This is a genomic window from Micromonospora sp. M42 (assembly GCF_000568915.1).
Classification (GTDB): Bacteria; Actinomycetota; Actinomycetes; order Mycobacteriales; family Micromonosporaceae; genus Micromonospora; species Micromonospora chalcea.
Map to the genome: position 1 here is coordinate 5,434,705 of NZ_KK037233.1, position 21,340 is coordinate 5,456,044.

Annotated in this window: 16 protein-coding genes, 1 tRNA gene and 1 pseudogene; 14 read left to right on the forward strand and 4 right to left on the reverse strand. The window is 71.5% G+C overall.

Annotated features, from left to right (window positions below; translation table 11 throughout):
* From MCBG_RS25135 to MCBG_RS25145, 5 genes are all read left to right on the forward strand, one after another.
* On the forward strand, nucleotides 1–694 hold a 694-nt coding region (locus MCBG_RS25135), incomplete at its 5' end, for a bifunctional DNA primase/polymerase (RefSeq protein ID WP_043328612.1).
* Nucleotides 691–2,253, forward strand: a complete 1,563-nt coding sequence (locus tag MCBG_RS25140) for a hypothetical protein (RefSeq protein WP_043328614.1) — start codon at nucleotides 691–693, stop codon at nucleotides 2,251–2,253. The genes MCBG_RS25135 and MCBG_RS25140, both read left to right, overlap by 4 nt.
* A 445-nt stretch (nucleotides 2,254–2,698) precedes the next feature.
* Nucleotides 2,699–2,866 carry a hypothetical protein gene (locus MCBG_RS33210; protein ID WP_181373780.1) on the forward strand — a complete coding sequence of 56 codons (168 nt, stop codon included), beginning with the start codon at nucleotides 2,699–2,701 and terminating at the stop codon, nucleotides 2,864–2,866.
* Nucleotides 2,863–3,084, forward strand: a complete 222-nt coding sequence (locus MCBG_RS32045; protein WP_013475345.1) for a helix-turn-helix transcriptional regulator — start codon at nucleotides 2,863–2,865, stop codon at nucleotides 3,082–3,084. Before MCBG_RS33210 ends, MCBG_RS32045 begins: the two co-directional genes overlap by 4 nt.
* Entirely contained in the window at nucleotides 3,081–4,448 is a 1,368-nt protein-coding gene (locus tag MCBG_RS25145) for a tyrosine-type recombinase/integrase (protein ID WP_043328615.1), read from the forward strand. The genes MCBG_RS32045 and MCBG_RS25145 overlap by 4 nt, the downstream gene beginning before the upstream one ends.
* Before the next feature lie 140 nt (nucleotides 4,449–4,588).
* Here MCBG_RS25145 and MCBG_RS25150 read toward each other — a convergent pair.
* The 4 genes from MCBG_RS25150 to MCBG_RS25165 all read right to left on the reverse strand — a co-directional run bounded on the left by MCBG_RS25150 (nucleotide 4,589) and on the right by MCBG_RS25165 (nucleotide 7,823).
* A tRNA-Arg gene (locus MCBG_RS25150) sits at nucleotides 4,589–4,660 on the reverse strand.
* 75 nt (nucleotides 4,661–4,735) lie between these two features.
* Entirely contained in the window at nucleotides 4,736–5,431 is a 696-nt protein-coding gene (locus tag MCBG_RS25155) for a winged helix-turn-helix domain-containing protein (RefSeq protein ID WP_043328617.1), read from the reverse strand.
* An 867-nt stretch (nucleotides 5,432–6,298) separates the two neighbouring features.
* A complete protein-coding gene (locus MCBG_RS25160) occupies nucleotides 6,299–6,973 on the reverse strand; it encodes a DUF305 domain-containing protein (protein WP_043328618.1) in 675 nt (224 codons plus the stop codon).
* A 13-nt stretch (nucleotides 6,974–6,986) separates the two neighbouring features.
* Nucleotides 6,987–7,823, reverse strand: coding sequence for a DUF3105 domain-containing protein (locus tag MCBG_RS25165; protein WP_043328620.1), 837 nt, complete (start codon nucleotides 7,821–7,823; stop codon nucleotides 6,987–6,989).
* Nucleotides 7,824–7,922: 99 nt separating this feature from the next.
* On the opposite strand from MCBG_RS25165, the gene argS reads away from it, so the two are divergent.
* The 9 genes and pseudogenes from argS to MCBG_RS32050 form a co-directional block, all read left to right on the forward strand.
* Entirely contained in the window at nucleotides 7,923–9,590 is a 1,668-nt protein-coding gene (gene argS, locus MCBG_RS25170) for an arginine--tRNA ligase (protein ID WP_043328621.1), read from the forward strand.
* A 2-nt stretch (nucleotides 9,591–9,592) separates the two neighbouring features.
* Nucleotides 9,593–10,978 carry a diaminopimelate decarboxylase gene (lysA, locus tag MCBG_RS25175; RefSeq protein ID WP_043328622.1) on the forward strand — a complete coding sequence of 462 codons (1,386 nt, stop codon included), beginning with the start codon at nucleotides 9,593–9,595 and terminating at the stop codon, nucleotides 10,976–10,978.
* A complete protein-coding gene (locus MCBG_RS25180; RefSeq protein WP_043328623.1) occupies nucleotides 10,975–12,279 on the forward strand; it encodes a homoserine dehydrogenase in 1,305 nt (434 codons plus the stop codon). Before lysA ends, MCBG_RS25180 begins: the two co-directional genes overlap by 4 nt.
* Nucleotides 12,280–12,391: 112 nt before the next feature.
* The gene (thrC, locus tag MCBG_RS25185) at nucleotides 12,392–13,441 is read left to right on the forward strand and encodes a threonine synthase (RefSeq protein WP_043328624.1); all 1,050 of its coding nucleotides are present in this window, start codon (nucleotides 12,392–12,394) and stop codon (nucleotides 13,439–13,441) included.
* Between the two features lie 330 nt (nucleotides 13,442–13,771).
* Nucleotides 13,772–17,017, forward strand: a complete 3,246-nt coding sequence (locus tag MCBG_RS25190) for an efflux RND transporter permease subunit (RefSeq protein WP_043328625.1) — start codon at nucleotides 13,772–13,774, stop codon at nucleotides 17,015–17,017.
* Between the two features lie 424 nt (nucleotides 17,018–17,441).
* Nucleotides 17,442–18,260 (forward strand): polysaccharide deacetylase family protein, encoded by an 819-nt coding sequence (locus MCBG_RS25195; protein ID WP_043328627.1) that lies wholly within the window; start codon nucleotides 17,442–17,444, stop codon nucleotides 18,258–18,260.
* Between the two features lie 9 nt (nucleotides 18,261–18,269).
* The gene (locus MCBG_RS25200; RefSeq protein ID WP_043328629.1) at nucleotides 18,270–19,514 is read left to right on the forward strand and encodes an MFS transporter; all 1,245 of its coding nucleotides are present in this window, start codon (nucleotides 18,270–18,272) and stop codon (nucleotides 19,512–19,514) included.
* Nucleotides 19,515–19,578: 64 nt separating this feature from the next.
* Entirely contained in the window at nucleotides 19,579–20,481 is a 903-nt protein-coding gene (thrB, locus tag MCBG_RS25205; RefSeq protein WP_043328630.1) for a homoserine kinase, read from the forward strand.
* A 338-nt stretch (nucleotides 20,482–20,819) separates the two neighbouring features.
* Nucleotides 20,820–21,340, forward strand: a pseudogene (locus MCBG_RS32050) (Rho termination factor N-terminal domain-containing protein); the annotation flags it as partial.

Below are 21,340 nucleotides of genomic sequence, written 5' to 3' on the forward strand. Positions count from 1 at the left end.
GTCCGGTCTGGTGGTGGTCGACCTGGACCTGCGCAAGCCCGGACAGACCATGCCGCCCGGCCAGGAGGGATGCCCCCACGGGCTGCGAACGCTCGCCGCACTGGCCGCCGCACACGCCGCCACGATCGACGCGACGTACACCGTGACCACCGGCCGAGGCGGCACCCACCTGTACTACCGGCACCCCGACACCGGCCCGGCGCTGCGCAACACCGCCGGAACGCTCGGCCCGATGGTCGACACCCGCGCCCACGGCGGCTACGTCGTCGCTGCTGGCTCCACCGTGGCCGGTCGCCCATACGTGGTGGCGCTGGACTGCGAGCCCGCGCCGCTGCCCGCGTGGCTGGCCGGGCTGCTCACCGTGCCGGCGCAGCCCGCGTATCGGCCGACCGCGGTTGCCTTGCCGCCGGACCGGCGCGGCCGGTACGTCGCTGCCGCGATCCGCCGCCAGGTCGCTCACCTCACCGCCGCCACCGAAGGCGGCCGGAACGCCGCGCTGTTCGCGTCGGCAGTGGCCCTCGGGCAGCTCGCCGCCGGGGGCGCGCTCACCGACGCGGACGTGTACGCCGTCTTGGAGCCCGCCGCGCTGTCGACCGGGCTGCGCCACGGGGAAATCGCCCGCACGATCGCGTCCGGGCTGCGCGTCGGCGCACGCCAGCCGCGCCGCCTGAGCAACACGGGGAGGGCAGCATGACCGGCACGCGGTTGCAGGTCGGCACAGGCCCCGAAACCATCCGGACCCTCAAAGCCGCCCTGACCGACGGGTTGCTGCCCGACACGTACGTGTCGGCCGGGCAGCTGGTGCACATGGAAGCCGTCTCGGGTGACCTCGCGCCAGCCGCCGATGAGGACTCACCGCTGCCGGTGTCCGCCAGCGTGGTCACCCCGGCTGGGCTGGCCGGGCTGCTCGCCGAGCACGCCTACGTCTACCGGGTGAAGACCCGCAAGGGCGACGGCGGTGACCCGGAGATGTACGAAGAGGAAGTCACCCCGCCCCGGGACACGCTGTCATCCGTCCTAGCAGGGAAAACGTGGCCGGGTGTGGCGCCGCTGCGCGGGATCATCGGCGCACCCGTCCTGCGGCGTGACGGCACCCTGTTGCAGCAACCCGGCTACGACAAGACCACCGGCCTCTACCTGGCAACCCGGGTGGCGCTGCCGCCCGTGCCCGACGAGCCCACCGCCGAGCAGGTCGCCGAGGCGCGCACGTTCCTGCTCGGCCGGTTCCTGCGCGACTTCCCCTGGGCCAGCGCCGCCGACCGGGCCAACTACGTGGCGCTGCTGGCCACGCCGATCCTGCGGCACTTCACCCGCAGCTTGACCCCGTTCGCGCTCATCGACGCGACCATGCCCTCATCCGGCAAGACGATCCTCACCGCCGGACCGGGGATGCTCTACGGACAGCGCGTCATGAACTGGGCCTACTCCGACGAGGAACTCCGCAAGTCCATCACCGCCGTGTTCGCCGAACAGGTCGGCGTGGTCATCTGGGACAACCTCGCCGAGGGCACCGTCATCGACTCCGCCGTGCTCGCCCAGCTCGTCACCAACGGCGTGTGGTCCGACCGGCAGCTCGGCGCATCACGGAACATCGCCACCGTCAACGACCGGCTGTGGATGGCCACCGGCAACAACCTGCAAGTCGGCGGAGACATGGCCTCCCGCACCGTCCGGGTGCACCTCGACCCGGACATGCCCCGCCCCGAACTACGCGACCAGACCGGATTCGGCATTCCGCACCTTGACCAGTGGATCACCGCTCCCGCGAATCAGCTCACCGTGCTGTGGCACCTCCTGGTGCTGGTGCTCGACTGGACCCGGCAGGGAGCACACCGGGCCGCCGGGCTGTCGATGCGGCAGTTCACCCCATGGGCGCAAGCCCTCGGCGGCTTCCTCCACCATCACGGCATCGACGGGTTCCTCACCAACGCCGCCGAGGTACGGGAAATCGATGAAGACGAAACGCGCTGGCGCGCGTTCCTCACCACCTGGCACGACCGCCACGGCAGCCGACGTTTGACCGCCGCTGACCTGCGCCGCGACGCAGAACCGATGCACCTCGGCAGCGACGAACACGACCCCTGGGACGGGCAGTTCATCACCACCCACAACGGCCGCCTACCCAACCCCCTGCAACTCGGCCGGCTGCTCACCGGCCAAGCCGGACGCTGGCGCGGCGATCACGTCATCCGCGCCGGGAAGAACGAACGCGGCGACCGGGCCGTCTTCTGGGTCGAACGCCACCACGGCTGAAACCCGCTGAACCATCTCCGCATCTCCGCAACGCCGCACCAACCCCGCCACCACCAGGGAAAACAGCCTGCGGAGATCAAACCATCAGGAATCATCGATCTCCGCATCTCCGCACGATCTTGCGGAGATCACGGTCTCTTGCGGAGATCCCCCTCAGTGGAACTCCGCATCTCCGCAAGCATTCGCCCAGCTCACAGCCATGTTTGCGGAGATGCGGAGATGCGGAGATGGTTCAGCCCCTCCCACAACGAGCCTCAACCGACCGCAACCCATCGACGTAGACCGGCCCGCTGAGAGCCACACAGACGGATCTGCCCTATGCCTTACACCAACCCTGCTCGGATCTCGCGTCTCCGTCGCTCTCAGCGGGCCGTTCTGCGCCGTTCTGCCGCACCGCCACCCACACCCTCCACACCCGACCCGCACCGACCGAAAGGCGCTCACCGTGCGAATCAGGCTGCACGGCACACCCGCTGAAACAGCCGCAGCGCTCACCGCCCTCGCCCACGTGCTGCACCTCCACACCGTCTCCCAGCCCTACCCCGACCGCCGCTCCCCGATGTTCCAGCGCATCTACCTCCACGCCACCCCGAGGGAGGACACCCGCCCATGACTGTCCCGAAGCGGCCGGAGCGGGGGACGACTCGCACCGCTCGTCACCTCACCATCGCCGATGTTTGCGACGACCTCGGAATTAGCCGGTCAACCTTCTACGACTGGCGAGCAAAGCGAAAGGGGCCGCCGGCCCGCAAGCTGCCGAACGGCGAGATTCGGATCGAACGCCGCGACTACGAATCCTGGCTTGAATCGCTCTATGAGGAGGCCGCTTGAACACCACCTACGAAGTGCGTATCTGGTCAATCGAAACATACGAAGGGCAGAGGGGCTGCACCTATCGCGTCCGCTGGCGCGTGGCCGAGCGACGACAGAAGCAGGTCTTCAAGACAAAGGCTCTCGCGGAGGGCTTCCGTTCCGAGCTGGTCATCGCGTCCCGCAAGGGTGAGGCGTTCGATATCGAGACGGGCTATCCGATTTCGATGCGCCGCGACACCGCCGTCATGTCCTGGTACGACCTGGCTTGCGCTTTCGCTGACATGAAGTGGCCGCACGTGGCCGCCACGACCAGGCGCACACATGCGGAAGCCCTGACGGCGCTCACCGTGCTCCTGCTGACCAACGCGAGGGGTCGCCCAGACGGCAAAGTGCTCCGCCACGCCCTCAGCCGCTGGGCCTTCAACACCCCGCGCCGCACGGCCGACAACGTGCCCGAACAGGTGCGGAAGACGCTCGATTGGGTGCGGCGGAACACCCGTGACGTGGCAAGTCTCAGCCGCGCCGAGGTGCTGCGCCCGGTGTTGGACGGCCTCACCGTTCGACTCGACGGAGCGCCGGCCGCCCCGAGCGTCATCAGCCGACGCCGGAAGATATTCAACACCGCAATCGAATACGCGGTGGAGAGACGACTCTTGCCGGTAAACCCGCTTCCAAAGCTGAAATGGAAGCCACCGAAAACCGTCTCTACCATCGACCGGCGCTCGGTCGCCAACCCAGTGCAGGTGCGAACCCTGCTGGAAGGGGTGCGAGAGCAGGGCCGTATCGGTCCGCGCATGGTGGCTTTCTACGCCTGCCTGTACTACGCCGCACTCCGGCCGGAGGAAGCCGTACGCCTCGCCAAACCGAACCTCCACCTGCCCGATAAGGGTTGGGGGGAATTCACCCTCGACGGAGCCGATCCGCACGCGGGTCGTGAATGGACCGACAGCGGAAAGAACCGCGACAGCCGACAACTCAAGCAACGAGCGCGCGGGGAGACGCGAACGGTTCCTTGTCCGCCCGAGCTGACCGCGATCATTCACGCGCACGTCGGGTTGTTCGGCTACGGGCCGAACGGTCGCCTGTTCGTGGGGGAGCGCAACAAGGAGGAACTTCCCAAGGGCACGATCAACCGCGTGTGGCGGTGGGCGCGGGCTGCCGTGTTCACGCCCGAGGTGCATGCCTCGCCGCTGGCCCGTACCCCGTACGACCTGCGGCACGCTGCCGTGTCGACCTGGCTCAACGGGGGAGTGCCGCCGACGCAGGTGGCCGAGTGGGCGGGGCAGTCCGTGGAGGTGCTGCTCAGGATCTATGCCAAGTGCCTTGACGGCGGTGACGCGGCTCTCCGGCAGCGCATCGAAAGAGCGCTCGGGTACGGCTGAGGGCACCCGCGTTCCGTGGCACGCATTTGGCACAGATGCCCGCCACGGGCCGGTGACGGCCGGACATGACCGGACACATGATGAAGGCCCCTGACCGGGTTTCGCCTGGTCAGGGGCCTTTTCGTGCTGGTCATGGAAGGTGCCCCCGGCAGGATTCGAACCTGCGCTCCCGCCTCCGGAGGGCGGTGCTCTATCCCCTGAGCTACGGGGGCTCAGCGACCCGAGAAGAGTAGCAAACCCCCTCCCGGATCACCGAATCGGTACCCCGCGAGTCGATCTTCGTCGGATCAGGCGGCGGCGACGGCGCGACCACAGCTCGGCAGCGGATGCAGCACGACGCGCCGGGGCAGCCGACGGGGCCATTCGTTGCGCGGCCACGAGCCGTCCACGATCAGGTGCACCGTGCGCTCCTCGGCGCCGCTGAGCCGCAGCACGAAGTCCCGGGGCAGCGGCGGATCCACCGACGGCGTGGTGACCATGAACCGCACCCGTCCCCGCGACGAGACCGCCGAGACCACGTCGGCGGCGGGCATGGTGCCGCGCAGGCGTACCCGGCCGATCCAGTAGACCTCGGCGGCGTGCTCCTGGGCCGCCCGCGTGATCGTCGGGTACTCGCTGCGTACCCACCGCTCGACCGCGCTGACGCACAGGCCGCAGGCCCGCTCGCGCGGCTCGCGCGGCCCCAGACCCCAGGCCCGCAGGTACGCCCCGACGGTGCCGGCGTCCATCGTCAGCCCGAACCGGCGCTCGATGAGGGCGGTCAGGCTCTGCCGTGTCCAGAGCTCCTCGTCGAGGCCGAACTCGTCGGGGTGGATCCCCCGGAGCACGTCGATGAGTTCGAGTTCCTGTTCGCGGCTGAGCGTTCCCGGCTCGCCCTGCCGCAGTCCGCGACGGACGGCTGCCACCGCTCCGTCACCGCCGATGGTGTGGCGTCGGCACCAGCTGGTCACCGACCGCCCTGCGTCTCTGAGTGCAACCCCCACGTCTTGGGCAACGAGCCCGAATCGCAACTGGTCACGATATGTGGGTAGAAAACTCTCCAACCCCCACAATGACCCGTTAACCCCAAACCGTTACAAACCCCAAAACCGGGACATCTCACCCCCGGCCCCAACCTTCGACGTGGCCTCTCCGTCCCACCTCGACCGGCCCGCCTGCCCCGAACACATCACCCCGGGCCACGAGCCCACCCTTGGTCGACTCCATCTCGCCGAAGTGGTTGCATCCCACCCACCCTGATCTCGCCACCTCCCCGAACTGGTGTCGATCAAGAGCGGGGATGCCGCCACTTCCCCGAGCTGGTGTCGATCAAGCTCCGAACCGGAAGCGCGGGTACGCGAGGCGGGCGGGGTGCCCGGTCGGGCCGGCCTTCGGCCACCAGCCGACCCTCGGCACGGCCACCCCGTCCTACCTCGACCGGCCAGCCTGCCCGAGCACATCACCCTGCTCCTGATCCACTCCACCTCGCCGAAGTGGTTGCATCCCACCCACCTTGGCCCCGCCACCTCCCCGAACTGGTGTCGATCAATGGCGGGGATAACGCCATCTCCCCGAGCTGGAGTGGATCAAGAGCGGGGAGGTGGCCACTTCCCCGAGCTGGTGTCGATCAAGAGCCGAACCGGAAGCGCGGACGCGCGAGGCGGGCGGGATCCCCTGTCGGTCCGACCCGGGCCGTCCTCACCCATCCTCTCGCGATCTTGTACTTGCGGCCCTCGCGTAACGGGGCGAATCAGACATGGCCGGGGCAGTAACTGCAAGATCGCCGGGGCGGGCGGGCGGGCGGGGACGGGGAGGCCCGGTGCCCCTGGGAAGGGGACCGGGCCTCGGGTCTTGCGGGGTGGCGGGTGGTGTTACGGGGTGCCGCCCAGGCGCTTCAGCGCCGCGCTCAGGTTGGTCAGGTCGTTCTGCTGCGTGTTCTTCATGACCTGCGCGACCGCCAGCACGTCGTCGTCACGCCCCTGCTCGAGGATGCCGTCGATCATGTGCACGCCGCCGATGTGGTGGCGGATCATCATCTGCAGGAAGAGCACGTCGAACTCGCGGCCGCTCGCGGCGCGCAGCTTCGCCATCTCCTCCGGCGTGGCCATGCCCGGCATCAGGCCGTCCTTGATCAGCCCGCCGCCGTCCTTCATCCACGCCATCGGCGCCTGCCCGCCGGTCGGGTCCAGCTTCCAGGACCGCAGCCAGGTCTGCATGGTGCCGATCTCGCCCTGCTGGCCGGTGGCGATGTCCACGCCGACCTGGCGTACCTCAGGGTCCTGCCCCTGGTTGAACGCGAGCAGCCCCATGGCCACGGCCTGGTTGTGGTGGGCGGTCATGTCCCGGGCGAACCCGGCCTCCGCCGAGTTCTCACCCGGCCGGGTGAGCGTGGGGGTGAGCAGACCGCCGGCGTACCCGAGGAGCAGCCCGACCACGAGGGCGGCGACCACCGCCGGCAGGCCGTAGCGGCGCATCGCGCCCCGGCCGCCCTGGTCGGCGGCCGGAGCCTCGTCCAGCTCGCTGTCGGTGGTCACCGGAGCGGTCATCGCGGCGTCGTCCTTACTGGGTGGGCTGCTGGGGCATGGTGTTCTGCAGGTTGTCGCGCGGAGCGGTGCCGGTGGCCGTGACGCCCTGGTCGCAGAGCGCGTTCGGGCCCTCGATGGAGGCGTTCACCCGCAGCGTCTTGATGAAGTCGTCGATGCGGCCGTCGTCGGCGTTGTCGACCTTGAGCTGGTAGCCCCAGGCCTGCAGCGAGATCGGCTTGTCCAGCCCCTCGAACGGGCTGAGCATCAGCTTCTCCTTGCCCTGCACCTTGCTCTTGAGCTTCTCCACCTGGTCGGCGGGCAGGTCCGGGCGGTAGGTGATCCACACCGTGCCGTGCTCCAGGCTGTGCACCGCGTGCTCGTTGGCGATCGGGGCGTCGTAGACGTCACCCATGCAGTTCTGCCAGGCCTGGTTGTGCGGGCCGCCGACCGGCGGGAGGACGTCGTACTTGATCGCGCCGGGCTGGTGGTTGCCGCCCTTGACCAGGTCCTTGTCCTTCTCGCGGTAGTCGACGATGCCGTTGATCGCCTGGGCCCGCTTCTCCCACGGCTGGCCGCCCTGGTAGACCGCCCAGGCGCCGACGCCGATGATGCCCACGGCCAGCACGCCGACCGCGACGAACAGGGCGATCGGGCCCCACGAGCGACCCTGGCTCACCTTCACCGGGGCGATCGGCTTGCGGCCCTTGCCGCCGGCACCGGGCCGTGGCGTGCCCTTGCCGCCCCCGGCCTTGCCCGCGCCGGCCTTCGCGGCTGGCTTGTCGGCAGCCGCGGGCCGGCCGGCGGCCGGCTTCTTGCCGGTGCTGACCACGGTGGGACGGCGCTCCGGGCCGCCCGGGGTGCTGATGCTCATCGTGCCTCGTCAGGTCGGTCGGTCAGGGGGACCGCGGGGCCGGTTCACATGCTGGGTCGCCGCCGCGGTGCCCGAGTCTACCCCCGATAACATGGATCAGTGACTCCCGCAGAACTCGCCGAGGTCGTCCTCGCCGCAGCCCACGCCGTCTTCGACGAGCGCGGGCTGGACCGCGCCGCGCTGCCCGCGCAGACCACCGTCGAGCGACCCCGTAACCCGGATCACGGCGACTACGCCTCGACGCTGGCGCTCCAGCTCAGCAAGAAGGTGGGCGTACCCCCGCGGGAACTGGCGACCGCGCTGGCCGACGAGCTGGCCAAGGCGCCGGGGGTCAAGTCGGTGGAGATCGCCGGGCCGGGCTTCCTGAACGTCCGCCTCGACGCGGCCGCCGCCGGTCAGCTCGCCAAGCTCATCGTCGAGGCCGGCCCGGCGTACGGGAGCAGCGACACCCTCGCCGGGCAGCGGATCAACCTGGAGTTCGTCTCGGCGAACCCGACCGGCCCGGTGCACATCGGCGGGGTCCGCTGGGCGGCCGTCGGTGACGCGCTCAGCCGACTGCTGCGCGCCACCGGCGCCGACGTCGGCACCGAGTACTACTTCAACGACGCCGGCTCCCAGATCGACCGGTTCGCCCGCTCGCTGCTGGCCGCCGCGCAGGGCCAGCCCGCGCCGGAGGACGGCTACGGCGGCGCGTACATCGCGGAGATCGCCGCCGAGGTGGTCCGCCGCCGGCCGGACGTGCTCGACCTCACCCCGGACGCCGCCGAGGAGGTCTTCCGGACCGAGGGCGTCCAGCTCATGTTCGCCGAAATCAAGTCCTCGCTGCGCGACTTCGGTGTGGAGTTCGACACCTACTTCAACGAGAAGGACCTGCACGACCAGGGCGCGCTGGACGCGGCGCTGGCCCGGCTGCGGGAGCAGGGGCACGTCTTCGAGTCCGAGGGCGCGACCTGGCTGCGCACCACCGAGTTCGGTGACGACAAGGACCGGGTGCTGCGCAAGTCCAACGGCGAGTGGACGTACTTCGCCGCCGACTGCGCCTACTACCTGAACAAGCGGGAGCGCGGCTTCGACCGGGTCGTGATCATGCTGGGCGCCGACCACCACGGCTACATCGGCCGGATGAAGGCGATGTCGGCCTGCTTCGGCGACGACCCGGCGCGCAACCTGGAGATCCTCATCGGCCAGCTGGTCAACCTGGTCCGCGACGGCGCCCCGGTGCGGATGAGCAAGCGGGCCGGCACCGTGGTCACGCTGGAGGACCTGGTCGACGCGATCGGCGTGGACGCGGCCCGGTACGCGCTGGCCCGCTACTCGGCCGACTCGCCCATCGACATCGACGTGGAGCTGTGGACCCGGGCCAAGAACGACAACCCGGTCTACTACGTCCAGTACGTCGCGGCGCGTACCGCCGGGGTGGCCCGCAACGCGGCCGAGATCGGGCTGACCCGGGGTGACGCCGCCGCGTTCCAGCCCGAGCTGCTCGGCCACGACAAGGAGAACGAGCTGCTCAAGGCGCTCGCCGAGTTCCCCGCGGTGGTGGCCACCGCCGCCGAGCTGCGGGAGCCGCACCGGGTGGCGCGCTACCTGGAGGAGAGCGTCGCGCAGGCCTACCACCGGTTCTACGACAACTGCCGGATCGCCCCGCAGGGCGACGAGAAGATCACCGACACCCACCGGGCGCGGCTCTGGCTCAACGACGCGACCCGGGTGGTCATCGCCAACGGCCTGCGCCTGCTCGGGGTGTCCGCGCCGGAGCGGATGTAGTCATGCGGGCGCATGAGGCAGGAGCGCTGCACGGCGAGATCGGCAGCCGGGGGCCGGCCTGGCTGCGTACCCCGGTCGACGTCAACGCCCTGGTGCCGCAGCTGTGGCCGCGCAACGTGGTGCGCGGCCCGGCCGGCGCGCTGACCGTCGCGGGCCTGGACGTCCGCGACCTGGCCGCCGAGTACGGCACCCCGGCGTACGTGCTGGACGAGGACGACCTGCGCGAGCGCTGCCGCGAGTTCCGCGCGGCTTTCCCGGACGCGGACGTCTACTACGCCGGCAAGGCCTTCCTGTGCCGCGCGGTGGTCCGGATGATCGCCGAGGAGGGCCTGTTCCTCGATGTCTGCACCGGCGGTGAGCTGGCCACCGCGCTGTCGGCCGGGATGCCGGCGGAGCGGATCGGCTTCCACGGCAACAACAAGTCGGTCGCCGAGCTGACCCGGGCGGTCGACGCCGGGGTGGGGCGGATCATCGTCGACTCGTTCACCGAGATCGACCGGCTCTCCGAGCTGGCCCGCGAGCGCGGGGTACGCCCGAAGGTGCTGGTCCGGGTCACCGTCGGCGTGGAGGCGCACACCCACGAGTTCATCGCCACCGCGCACGAGGACCAGAAGTTCGGCTTCTCGCTCGCCGGCGGCGCCGCCGCCGCGGCCGCGTTCAAGATCCTCGACGAGGACGTGCTGGAGCTGCGCGGCCTGCACTCGCACATCGGCTCGCAGATCTTCGACGCCAGCGGCTTCGAGGTGTCCGCCCGCCGGGTGCTCGCGCTCCAGTCGCAGATCCGCGACGCCCGCGGCGTGGAGCTGCCCGAGCTGGACCTGGGCGGCGGCTTCGGCATCGCGTACACCACCCAGGACGACCCGGCGTCGCCGCACGACCTGGCGAAGCGCCTGCGCAAGATCGTCGACGGGGAGTGCGCGGCGGAGAACCTCGCCGTGCCGCACCTGTCGGTCGAGCCGGGCCGCGCGATCGTCGGCCCGGCCGTGTTCACGCTCTACCAGGCCGGGACCGTGAAGGACGTGGACGGCCTGCGCACCTACGTGAGCGTGGACGGGGGGATGAGCGACAACATCCGTACCGCGCTCTACGACGCCTCGTACTCGGCCACGATGGCGAACCGCACGTCGACGGCGCAGCCGATGCTCGCCCGCGTGGTGGGAAAGCATTGTGAGTCCGGGGACATCGTGGTGAAGGATGAATTTCTGCCCGCCGACGTGCAGCCCGGAGATCTTGTTGCGGTGCCCGGCACCGGGGCGTACTGCCGGAGCATGGCCAGCAACTACAACCATGTCCCGCGGCCCCCGGTCGTCGCCGTCCGTGACGGTCGGGCGCGGCTGATCGTCCGCCGGGAGACCGAAGACGACCTGCTGGCATTGGATGTGGGATGACCTCACCGGTTCGCTTGGCGCTGCTCGGCTGTGGCACGGTCGGTAGCGACGTGGTCCGACTGCTGCACGAGCAGTCGGCCGACCTCGCCGCCCGGATCGGCGCCCCGCTGGAGATCGCCGGGATCGCCGTACGCCGGCTCGGCCGTGACCGCGGCGACCTGCCGGTCGACCCGGCGCTGTTCACCACCGACGCGCTCGGGCTGATCAAACGCGACGACGTGGACGTGGTGGTCGAGGTGGTCGGCGGCATCGAGCCGGCCCGCGGCTGGCTCGTCGAGGCGCTGCGCGCGGGCAAGAGCGTGGTCACCGCCAACAAGGCGCTGCTCGCCGAGGACGGCGCGACGCTGCACGACGCCGCCGCCGAGGGCGGCGCCGACCTCTACTACGAGGCGAGCGTCGCCGGGGCGATCCCGCTGCTGCGCCCGCTGCGCGAGTCGCTGCACGGTGACCGGATCACCCGGGTCACCGGCATCGTGAACGGCACCACCAACTTCATCCTCTCCGCCATGGACGCCACCGGCGCCGGCTTCGCCGAGGCGCTGGAGGAGGCCACCGAGCTGGGGTACGCCGAGGCGGACCCGACGGCCGACGTGGAGGGCTTCGACGCCGCCGCCAAGGCCGCCATCCTCGCCTCGCTGGCGTTCCACACCCGGGTGACCGCCGCCGACGTGCACCGCGAGGGCATCACCGAGGTGACCGCCGCCGACGTGGCCAGCGCCAAGGCCATGGGCTGCACGATCAAGCTGCTCTGCATCGCCGCCCGGGGCGTCGACCCGGAGGGCCGGGAGACGGTGAACGTCCGGGTGCACCCGGCGATGATCCCGCTGACCCACCCGCTCGCCAGCGTCGGCGACGCGTTCAACGCGGTGTTCGTCGAGGCCGACGCGGCCGGGCAGCTCATGTTCTACGGCCGGGGCGCCGGTGGCGCGCCCACCGCCAGCGCGGTGCTCGGCGACGTGGTGGCGGTGGCCCGCAACCGTCTCGCCGGGGTACGCGCGGCCAGCGAGTCCGCGTACGCCGACCTGTCGGTGCGGCCGATGGGCGAGGCGCTCACCCGCTACCACATCAGCCTCGACGTGGCCGACCGCCCGGGTGTGCTGGCCGGGGTTGCGGGGGTCTTCGCCCGGCACGAGGTGTCCATCGCCACGGTGCGGCAGGGCCCGGCCGGCGGCGACGCGGAACTGGTTATCGTCACCCACGTCGCGCCCGACGCCGCGCTCGCGGCCACCGTCCGTGAGCTGCGCGGACTGGACATCGTCCGCTCGGTGACGAGCGTGCTGCGGGTGGAGGGCGGCGCGTAACCGGCGCGTCCCGCCTGATGGTTAAGGCAGGGTGTGCCGGTGGCCGGCCGGGCAGGCTGGTCCACGCTGTTGGCAGGCCCCGGAGCGGGGCGACAGAGGCGAGGAGCGCGACATGTGGCGGGGACTGATCGAGGCGTACCGGGACCGGCTGCCGGTCACCGACGCGACTCCCGTCGTCACCCTGCACGAGGGCAACACGCCGCTGCTGCCGGCACCGGTGCTCTCCGCCCGGGTCGGCGCGGACGTCTGGCTCAAGGTCGAAGGGGCCAACCCGACCGGCTCGTTCAAGGACCGGGGCATGACGGTCGCCGTCTCCAAGGCCGTCGAGGCCGGTGACAAGGCGATCATCTGCGCGTCCACCGGCAACACCAGCGCCTCCGCCGCCGCGTACGCGGCCCGCGCCGGGATCACCTGCGCGGTGCTGGTGCCGCAGGGCAAGATCGCGCTGGGCAAGCTGGCCCAGGCGCTCGTGCACGGCGCGAAGCTGCTCCAGGTGCAGGGCAACTTCGACGACTGCCTCGGGCTGGCCGGCAAGCTCGCCCAGGACTACCCGGTCGCGCTGGTCAACTCCGTCAACATCGACCGGCTGCACGGCCAGAAGACCGCCGCCTTCGAGATCGTCGAGGCGCTCGGCGACGCGCCCGACATCCACTGCCTGCCGGTCGGTAACGCCGGCAACATCACCGCGTACTGGATGGGCTACTCCGAGGACCTGCGCGACGGCAACGCCACGAAGGCCCCCCGGATGTACGGCTTCCAGGCCGCCGGCGCGGCCCCCATCGTCACCGGCCAGGTGGTGCCGGAGCCGTCCACGATCGCCACCGCCATCCGGATCGGCAACCCGGCGAGCTGGACCAAGGCCCTCGACGCGCGGGACGCCTCCGGCGGCCTGATCTCCGCCGTCACCGACCGGGAGATCCTGTCGGCGTACCGGCTGCTGGCCCGCGAGGTGGGCGTCTTCGTGGAGCTGGGCAGCGCGGCCAGCGTCGCCGGTCTGCTCCAGCAGGCCGCCGCCGGCAAGGTACCGGCCGGGTCGCGGGTGGTCTGCACGGTCACCGGGCACGGTCTGAAGGACCCGGAGTGGGCCATCTCGACCGCGCCCGCGCCGGTGACGATCGCCAACGACGCGCTGGCCGCCGCGCGCTCCCTCGACCTGGTCTGATCCCTCCGTCTCCCGCGGTGTTCCCGGACCGGCCGGCGCCCTCCGCGCTCGACCCATGCCAGTTCGGGGAGGTGGCGGTATCCCCGTCCTTGATCGACTCCAGCTCGGGGAAGTGGCGGTATCCCCGTCCTTGATCGACACCAGCTCGGGGACGTGGCGGGATCGGAGGGGGTGGGATGCAACCACCTCGGCGAAGTGGAGTCGATCAAGGCGGGCGCGGGCGACCCTCACGCACGGCGATGTCATCGGCTGGGGCGGATGCCGGGAGTGTCGGGCCGTGCGGCAGACTCAGGGCCCCGCAAACCCCCTCTTCAGGAGTGAGTAACGCCGATGTCGCTGCTCGCCAGATTCAGTCTCGCCAACCGGGGCCTGATCGCCCTCGTCGCGTTGGTGACGACGGCGTTCGGGCTGTTCGCCGTGCCGTCGCTGAAGCAGCAGCTCCTGCCGTCGCTGGAGTTTCCCGCCGCGTTCATCGTGGCGACGTACCCGGGCGCCGCGCCGGAGATCGTCGAAGCCCAGGTCGCCGAGCCGATCGAGAACAGCCTCAAGGGCATCCCGGGCCTGGAGACGGTCACCTCGACCTCGCGCGAGGGCTCGGCCACGGTCCAGGTGCAGTACGAGTTCGGCACCGACCTGGACGACGTGGTCAACAAGATGGAGACCGCGCTCAACCGGATCGATGCCCAGTTGCCTGAGGGCGTCGACCCGCAGGTGATCGCCGGCAGCACCGACGACCTGCCCGCCGTGGTGGTCGCCGCGACCGGTGACGGCGACGAGCGGGCGCTGGCCGAGAAGCTGCGTACCGCCGTCGTGCCGGAGCTGGAGGCGCTGGACGGGGTCCGGTCGGTGGACGTCACCGGCGCCCGGGACCAGATCGTGACGATCACGCCGGACCCGGCGAAGCTCGCCGCCGCCCGGGTGGCGCCGACCGCCATCGCGTCGGCGCTCAAGAGCAACGGTGTGGCGGTGCCGGCGGGCGCGCTCGCCGACGGCGACCGGTCGCTGCCGGTGCAGGTGGGCACGCCGATCCGTACGCTCGACGACCTGCGCGGCATCGTGCTCACCACGGCGCCCGCCGCCCCGGTACGCCTCGGCGACGTCGCAGCGGTGGAGCAGCAGCTCGCCCCGGCGACCTCGTTGACCCGTACCAACGGCAAGCCCAGCCTGGGCATCGCGGTGACGGCCGCTCCGGACGGCAACGCGGTGGAGATCTCGCACGAGATCCGGGACCGGCTGGACGAGCTGGGTGACGCCGCGGGCGCCGAGCTGACAGTGGTCTTCGACCAGGCCCCGTTCGTCGAGAAGTCCATCGAGAGCCTGACCACCGAGGGCCTGCTGGGCCTGGTCATGGCGGTCGTGGTGATCCTGGTGTTCCTGCTGTCGGTGCGTTCCACGGTGGTCACCGCGGTGTCCATCCCGCTGTCGGTGCTGGTCGCGCTGATCGTGCTCTGGTCCGGCGACTACTCGCTCAACCTGCTCACCCTGGGCGCGCTGACCATCGCGGTGGGCCGGGTGGTGGACGACTCCATCGTGGTGCTGGAGAACATCAAACGGCACCTGGAGTACGGCGAGCCGAAGCGGGACGCGATTCTCACCGCGGTCCGCGAGGTGGCCGGCGCGGTGACCGCGTCCACGCTCACCACTGTCGCCGTGTTCGCGCCGATCGCCCTGGTGGGCGGCTTCGTCGGGCAGCTCTTCGCCCCGTTCGCGATCACCGTGACGGTGGCGCTGCTCGCCTCGCTGCTGGTGTCGCTCACTGTCATCCCGGTGCTGGCGTACTGGTTCCTGCGGCCGCGCGGCGGCGCCGACGACGCCGCGGCCCGGCGGGAGGCCGAGGAGAAGGAGCTGCGCAACCCGCTGCAGCGGGCGTACCTGCCGGTGATCGACTTCGCCACCCGCTCCCGGAAGACCCGGTGGGCGACCGTCGGCCTGGGCCTGCTGGTGCTCCTGGGCACGTTCGGGCTGGCACAGAAGCTGGAGACGAACTTCCTGGACGACTCGGGCCAGGACACGCTCGCCATCCGGCAGGAGATGCCGGCCGGCACCTCGCTCGCCGGCACCGACCGGGCCGCCGCGCGGATCGAGGAGGTGCTGCGGCGTACCCCCGGGGTGGAGACCTACCAGGTCAGCGCCGGTGGTGGCGACAACCCGTTCGCCGGCGGCGGCAGCGACCGGGCCACCTGGTCGCTGTCGCTCTCCGACGACACCGACGCCGCGACGGTACGCCAGGGCCTGCGCAAGGAGTTCGACGCGCTCGGCCCGGAGGTGGGCGAGCTGACGTTCGGCGGCGGGCAGAACGCCTCGGCCAACCAGGTCGAGGTGGTGGTGCAGGCCGCCGACCAGGAGACGCTGACCCGGGCGGCCGAGGCGGTACGTGCCGCGATGGCCGACACGCCGGGCGTGGAGGACGTCACCAGCAGCCTGGCCACGCGGGTGCCCCGCGTCGAGGTGACTGTGGACCGGGTCGCCGCGGCCCGCGCCGGGCTCACCGAGGCGGCCGTCGGGCAGCTCGTCGCGCAGGTGTACCGGGGTGCGCCGCTGGGCCAGGTCACGCTCGACGGCACGGCTCAGACCGTGGTCCTGAGCAGCGGTGCCCGGCCGCCGCTGACCGTGGCGGAGCTGCGGGCGCTGCCGGTCGGCGCGGTGCCGCTGGATGCGATCGCGGACGTCAACCAGGTCGAGGGCCCGCAGCAGGTGACCCGGATCGACGGCGAGCGCAGCGTCTCGGTCACCGGCACGGCGACCGGCTCGAACCTCGGCGCCACCACGCAGGAGCTGCAGAAGCGGCTGGACGCGCTGGACGTGCCGGGCGCCACGTACGAGATCGGCGGCGTCAGCGCCGACCAGGCGGACGCGTTCGCGGACCTCGGGCTCGCGGTGCTGGCCGCCATCGCGATCGTCTTCCTGATCATGGTGGCCACGTTCCGCAGCCTCACCCAGGCGCTGATCCTGCTGATCTCGGTGCCGTTCGCGGCGACCGGGGCGATCGGGCTGCTGCTGGTCACCGGGACGCCGCTGGGCGTGCCGGCGCTGATCGGCGTGCTCATGCTCGTCGGCATCGTGGTGACGAACGCGATCGTGCTGCTGGATCTGATCAACCAGTACCGGGCGCAGGGCATGGACGTGACCGAGGCCGTGGTGGAGGGCGGCCGGCGCCGGCTGCGGCCGATCCTGATGACAGCCGTCGCGACGATCTTCGCGTTGCTGCCGATGGCGCTCGGCCTGACCGGTGAGGGCGGCTTCATCTCCAAGCCGCTGGCGATCGTGGTGATCGGCGGCCTGCTCAGCTCGACGTTGTTGACGCTGGTGCTGGTGCCGACGCTCTACACGATGGTGGAGCACACCAAGGGCTCGTTCCGGGCCCGGCGCCGGGGCGCGGCGGCGCCGGTCGAGCCGGAGCCGGCGGCCGATCCGGTGCCGGTGCCGGTCGGCGGCGGCGAGGAGCGCGTCGAGGAGCGGGCTCAGGTCGCGCCGCCACCGGCCCGCCCGTCGGGCGCGCTGATCGACGGTACGGACCAGTTCGAGGTGCTTCGCCTGCCCAAGAGCCGCCGTTCCCCGCTTCCCCCCACCGAGTGACGGGTCGGATTTTTTTTTTTTTCCTCCCGAACTTTTCACACATGAGGCATAACGGTGCCCGGACCTCGTGGATGGTAAAAACCCTTCCAGGTAGACCCTAAGATAGGAGTCGAGATCCACTGATACACGTCGCCCCTAGCTTATCAGGCGTAAATACTCTGGGATTCGTTTGGTCTTTCACCACCTCGGGCCATCTTGCGGCCAAGAAGCATGCCTAGCTCTACGCCCTGACTCGATGACTACGCGCGATCCGCTAGAGCGGTGTCGGTGAGGCAATGGTCTCTAATGACTGTGAGTGCGACCTGCTCTCAAACTACTGCACAAAAGTTTGTATGGTCCCGACACCTCGACGCACGGGACACACCAGAAGCGCATCCGGCGGTACGCTCGGTGAGCTGATGCCTACTTTCGGTGCGGGGGCGCGATGGGGGTCGCGGGCCGGTGGAATCGACGTACCGTGCTGCGCCGGTCCGCGCTGCTGTTGGGCGGCGCCGCGCTCGGCTCCGCCGCCACCGTGGAGAGCACCTGGGTGGCCGACCGCCGCCTCCCGCTGGCGGGCGGCCCGGCCAGCGCCACGCTCGGCAACCGCCACCAGGACGTCGGTCGCGGCGGGGTCCAGGTCGTCTGGGGCGTACGCACCGACGAACCCCTGGTGGCGCTCACCTTCGACGACGGCCCCCGCCCACAGTGGACCCCGATGGTGCTGGACACGCTGGCCGAGCACCGGGTGCCGGCCACCTTCTTCCTGGTCGGTGAGCGGGCGCGCCGGCACGCCCCGCTGGTCCGGGACCGGATGGACGGCCACGAGGTCGGCAACCACAGCTGGGCGCACCGCGACCTGGCCCGGATGGACGCCGCGACGGTCTACGACGACCTGCGCCGCAGCCACGACGCGATCACCGCGGCCACCGGATCGTCCCCGCGACTGCTCCGCCCGCCCTGGGGACATCTGGGCGGCGCGGTGCTGTACGCCTCGGCCCGGCTGGACTACCGGCTGGTGCTGTGGACGCTGCAGATGGTCGAGAGCGAGTTCCCGCACGACCCGGCCGGGCACGCCCGGCGGATCGTGGCCGACGTGCGCCCCGGCACGATCGTGCTCGGGCACGACGTGGGCGACGACCGGCGGCTGGTCGCGCTCCGCGGCCTGCCCGACATGATCGACGGGTTGCGGGCCCGGGGATACACCTTCGTCACGGTCTCCGACCTGCTGCGCCGAGCTGCCGGTGGGGGAGCGGCCCGATAGGGTGCCCGCGTGTCGCCCACCCTCTCCGTCCTCGTCCGCAACCGCGACTTCCGCCATCTGTTCATCGCCGAGCTGGTCGTGTTCGGCGCGGACTGGTTCGTCATGGTGCCGCTGCTGGTGCTGCTGCCGGAGCTGACCGGCAGCGGGGTGTGGGGCGCACTGGTGCTGGCCGTGGACACCGGCACCACCGCGTTGCTGCTGCCGTACGCCGGGACCGTGGCCGACCGGTTCGACCGCCGCAAGGTGATGATGGCGGCGAACATCGCGGCCCTGGCCGGTGTCCTGCTGCTGCTCGGTGTGCGCGGCGCCGGCACGGCCTGGCTGGCGCTGGCGGCGATCGCGCTGGTGGCGGTGGCGAAGGCCTTCTATTCGCCGGCCGCCCAGGCCGCGCTGCCCAACGTGGTCGACCCGGCGGACCTGGCGGCGGCGAACGCGGTCGCCGGCTCGGCCTGGGGCACCATGACAGTGGTCGGCGCTTCACTGGGCGGCATCCTGAGTGCCGCGTACGGCCCGTACGCCAGCTTCTGGGTGGCCGCCGCGGGCCTGCTCGCCGCGTTCGGCCTGGCCGCGCTGATCCGCCGGCCCCTGCAGGCGCCGCGCGACCCGGCGGCGGCCGTGCCGCGCACGTGGGCGGCGATCCGGGAGGCGCTGCGCTACATCGTCCAGCGTCCGCGCGTGCTCGCGCTGGTCACCGTGAAGTCGGCGGTCGGCCTGGGCAACGGCGTGCTGACCGTCTTCCCGCTGCTCGCCGGCGTGTACGGCGTCGGCCCGGTCGGGGCGGGCCTGCTCTTCGCCGCCCGGGGCGCCGGGGCCCTGGTCGGTCCGATCCTGATGCGCCGGGTGCTCAGCAACCGGGCCTGGCTGCTCACCGGTCTGGCGCTGTCCATGTCGCTGTACGGCCTGGCCTATCTGGGCGCGTCGGTGGTGTCCTGGTTCCCGCTGGTGCTGGTCCTGGTCTTCCTGGCCCACCTGGGCGGCGGCAGCAACTGGGTGCTGTCCAACTACGCGTTGCAGGGCGAGGTGCCGGACCGGCTGCGCGGCCGGGTCTTCGCCACCGACATGATGCTGGCCACGCTCGCCATCGCGGTGAGCCAGCTGGTCGTGGCGCTCGTGGTGGACCGGGTGGACGAGCGCACCGTGCTGGTCGGTTGCGGCCTGGCCACCGTCGTCTACGCGCTCGGCTGGCGGTTCGCCACCCGGCGGCTCTCGCTCACCGACCCGGTCGACGCGCCGACCCCGGAGCGCACCGGCTGACACGCCGGTCCCACGCTCCGGGCGGTCCGGCCGGGCTGTCGGGGTGACGTCCTAGCATGAGCCGGTGCCGACGACCTTCCTCCCCGGCCCGGTCCGGGTCCGGGTGCCCGCGACCAGCGCCAACCTGGGCCCCGGCTTCGACGCGCTCGGCCTGGCGCTGGGCCGCCACGACGACGTCACGGCCGAGGTGACCGGCGGCGGCGTGCGAGTGGCGGTCACCGGCGAGGGTGCCGGTGAGCTGCCGGCGGACGAGCGGCACCTGATCGTGACCGCCATGCGGGCCACCTTCGACGTGCTCGGCGCGCAGCCGGCCGGCCTGGCGCTGGAGTGCGAGAACCGCATTCCCCAGGCGCGTGGGCTCGGCTCGTCCTCGGCCGCGATCGTGGCCGGGGTGCTGGCGGCCCGCGCCCTGGTTGCAGACGGCGAGCAGCGGATGGACGACGACGCCGCGCTGCGGTTGGCCGCCGAGTTGGAGGGGCATCCGGACAATGTCGCGCCCTGCCTGCTCGGGGGCTTCACGATCGCCTGGACGGAGCCGGGCGGCGCGCGGGCGGTGTCGCTGCCGGTGGCGCCGGCCGTGCGCCCGACCGTCTTCGTACCCGCCGAGCGGGGCCTGACCTCGGTGGCCCGGGCCGCCCTGCCGGCCACCGTGCCGCACGCCGACGCGGCGCTCAACGCAGGCCGGGCGGCCCTGCTGGTGCACGCGCTGACCACCGATCCGGCGCTGCTGCTGCCGGCCACCGTCGACCGGCTGCACCAGGAGCAGCGGGCGCCCGGGATGCCCGCCACCGCGGCGCTCGTCGGCGCGTTGCGTGCGGCTGGTGTGGCGGCTGTGGTCAGTGGGGCGGGGCCGACGGTGCTGGCGCTTTCCCAGGTCCCGGTGGGATTTGAGCCGGGAACAGATTGGCGCCGGTGGGAGTTGCCGATAGATGTCAGCGGTGCCCGGGTCATCCGGGGTAGACTTTGACACGCCGAGCGGGGCCCTGTTGCCGCAGGTCGGAAGAGTTGATTACGCTCTAGACCTAGCACAGCCGCGAAGCATGCGATCTTCCTGCGGTTCGGCGCACCCCCGAAGCTCTCGGCGGTCAGCCCGTCACCCCTGCCCAAGGCCCACGCCGCACCGCAGTTTCCACAGGTCGCCGCAGGCGGCGAGACCTGCTCACCGATGGTGGTGAGTCGGGAAACCACCGGCTGCTGTGTCACAGACTCCCGCGACGCGTCCATGCGAGGCGGGTGCACCGAGGCCGCCCGGCCACCTGGCTCCACGACTCCGGGCAGCTCCGGCCTATCGAGGGAAGGAATCCATTGAGCGACACCACCGACGTGACGTCGGATGTTTCCAACGTCGCTGGCGATGCCACCACCGCCGCCCCCACGCGCCGCCGCCGGAGCGGCACCGGCCTGTCGGCCATGCTGCTGCCGGAGCTCCAGAGCCTGGCCGCGTCGCTCGGCATCTCTGGTACGGCCCGCATGCGCAAGGGCGAGCTGATCAGTGCCATCACCGAGCGGCAGCAGGGCGGCGCCGCCGCCGGAACCCCTCGACCGCGCGCCGAGGTAGCGGCCGCGGCTGCTGCTCCCGCCCGTGAGGAGGGCACGCGGAGGTCCGTGAGGAGCGGGCCGAGGCGCGCCCCGCCGAGCAGGCGCCCGCCGCCGAGGCGACCGAGGGCCGTACCCGTGGTCGCCGCAGCCGGACTGCGGCCGCGACCACCGAGGCCCGCCCGGCCGAGACGCCGGCGACCGAGGCGCGGCCGCCGAGACGCCGCGCGCCGAGGAGGCGCCCGCCGAGACCGGCGAGCGGACCGACCGTGCCGAGCGCGGTGAGCGCA

What these genes read in the sequence shown, in the direction of transcription:
- MCBG_RS25165 (WP_043328620.1), bottom strand. Translation starts at nt 7,823, where the DNA reads ATGAGCATCAGCACCCCGGGCGGCCCGGAGCGCCGTCCCACCGTGGTC.
- thrC (WP_043328624.1), top strand. Translation starts at nt 12,392, where the DNA reads ATGTGGCGGGGACTGATCGAGGCGTACCGGGACCGGCTGCCGGTCACC.
- MCBG_RS32045 (WP_013475345.1), top strand. Translation starts at nt 2,863, where the DNA reads ATGACTGTCCCGAAGCGGCCGGAGCGGGGGACGACTCGCACCGCTCGT.
- MCBG_RS25180 (WP_043328623.1), top strand. Translation starts at nt 10,975, where the DNA reads ATGACCTCACCGGTTCGCTTGGCGCTGCTCGGCTGTGGCACGGTCGGT.
- MCBG_RS25140 (WP_043328614.1), top strand. Translation starts at nt 691, where the DNA reads ATGACCGGCACGCGGTTGCAGGTCGGCACAGGCCCCGAAACCATCCGG.
- lysA (WP_043328622.1), top strand. Translation starts at nt 9,593, where the DNA reads ATGCGGGCGCATGAGGCAGGAGCGCTGCACGGCGAGATCGGCAGCCGG.
- MCBG_RS25190 (WP_043328625.1), top strand. Translation starts at nt 13,772, where the DNA reads ATGTCGCTGCTCGCCAGATTCAGTCTCGCCAACCGGGGCCTGATCGCC.
- MCBG_RS25160 (WP_043328618.1), bottom strand. Translation starts at nt 6,973, where the DNA reads ATGACCGCTCCGGTGACCACCGACAGCGAGCTGGACGAGGCTCCGGCC.
- MCBG_RS25195 (WP_043328627.1), top strand. Translation starts at nt 17,442, where the DNA reads ATGGGGGTCGCGGGCCGGTGGAATCGACGTACCGTGCTGCGCCGGTCC.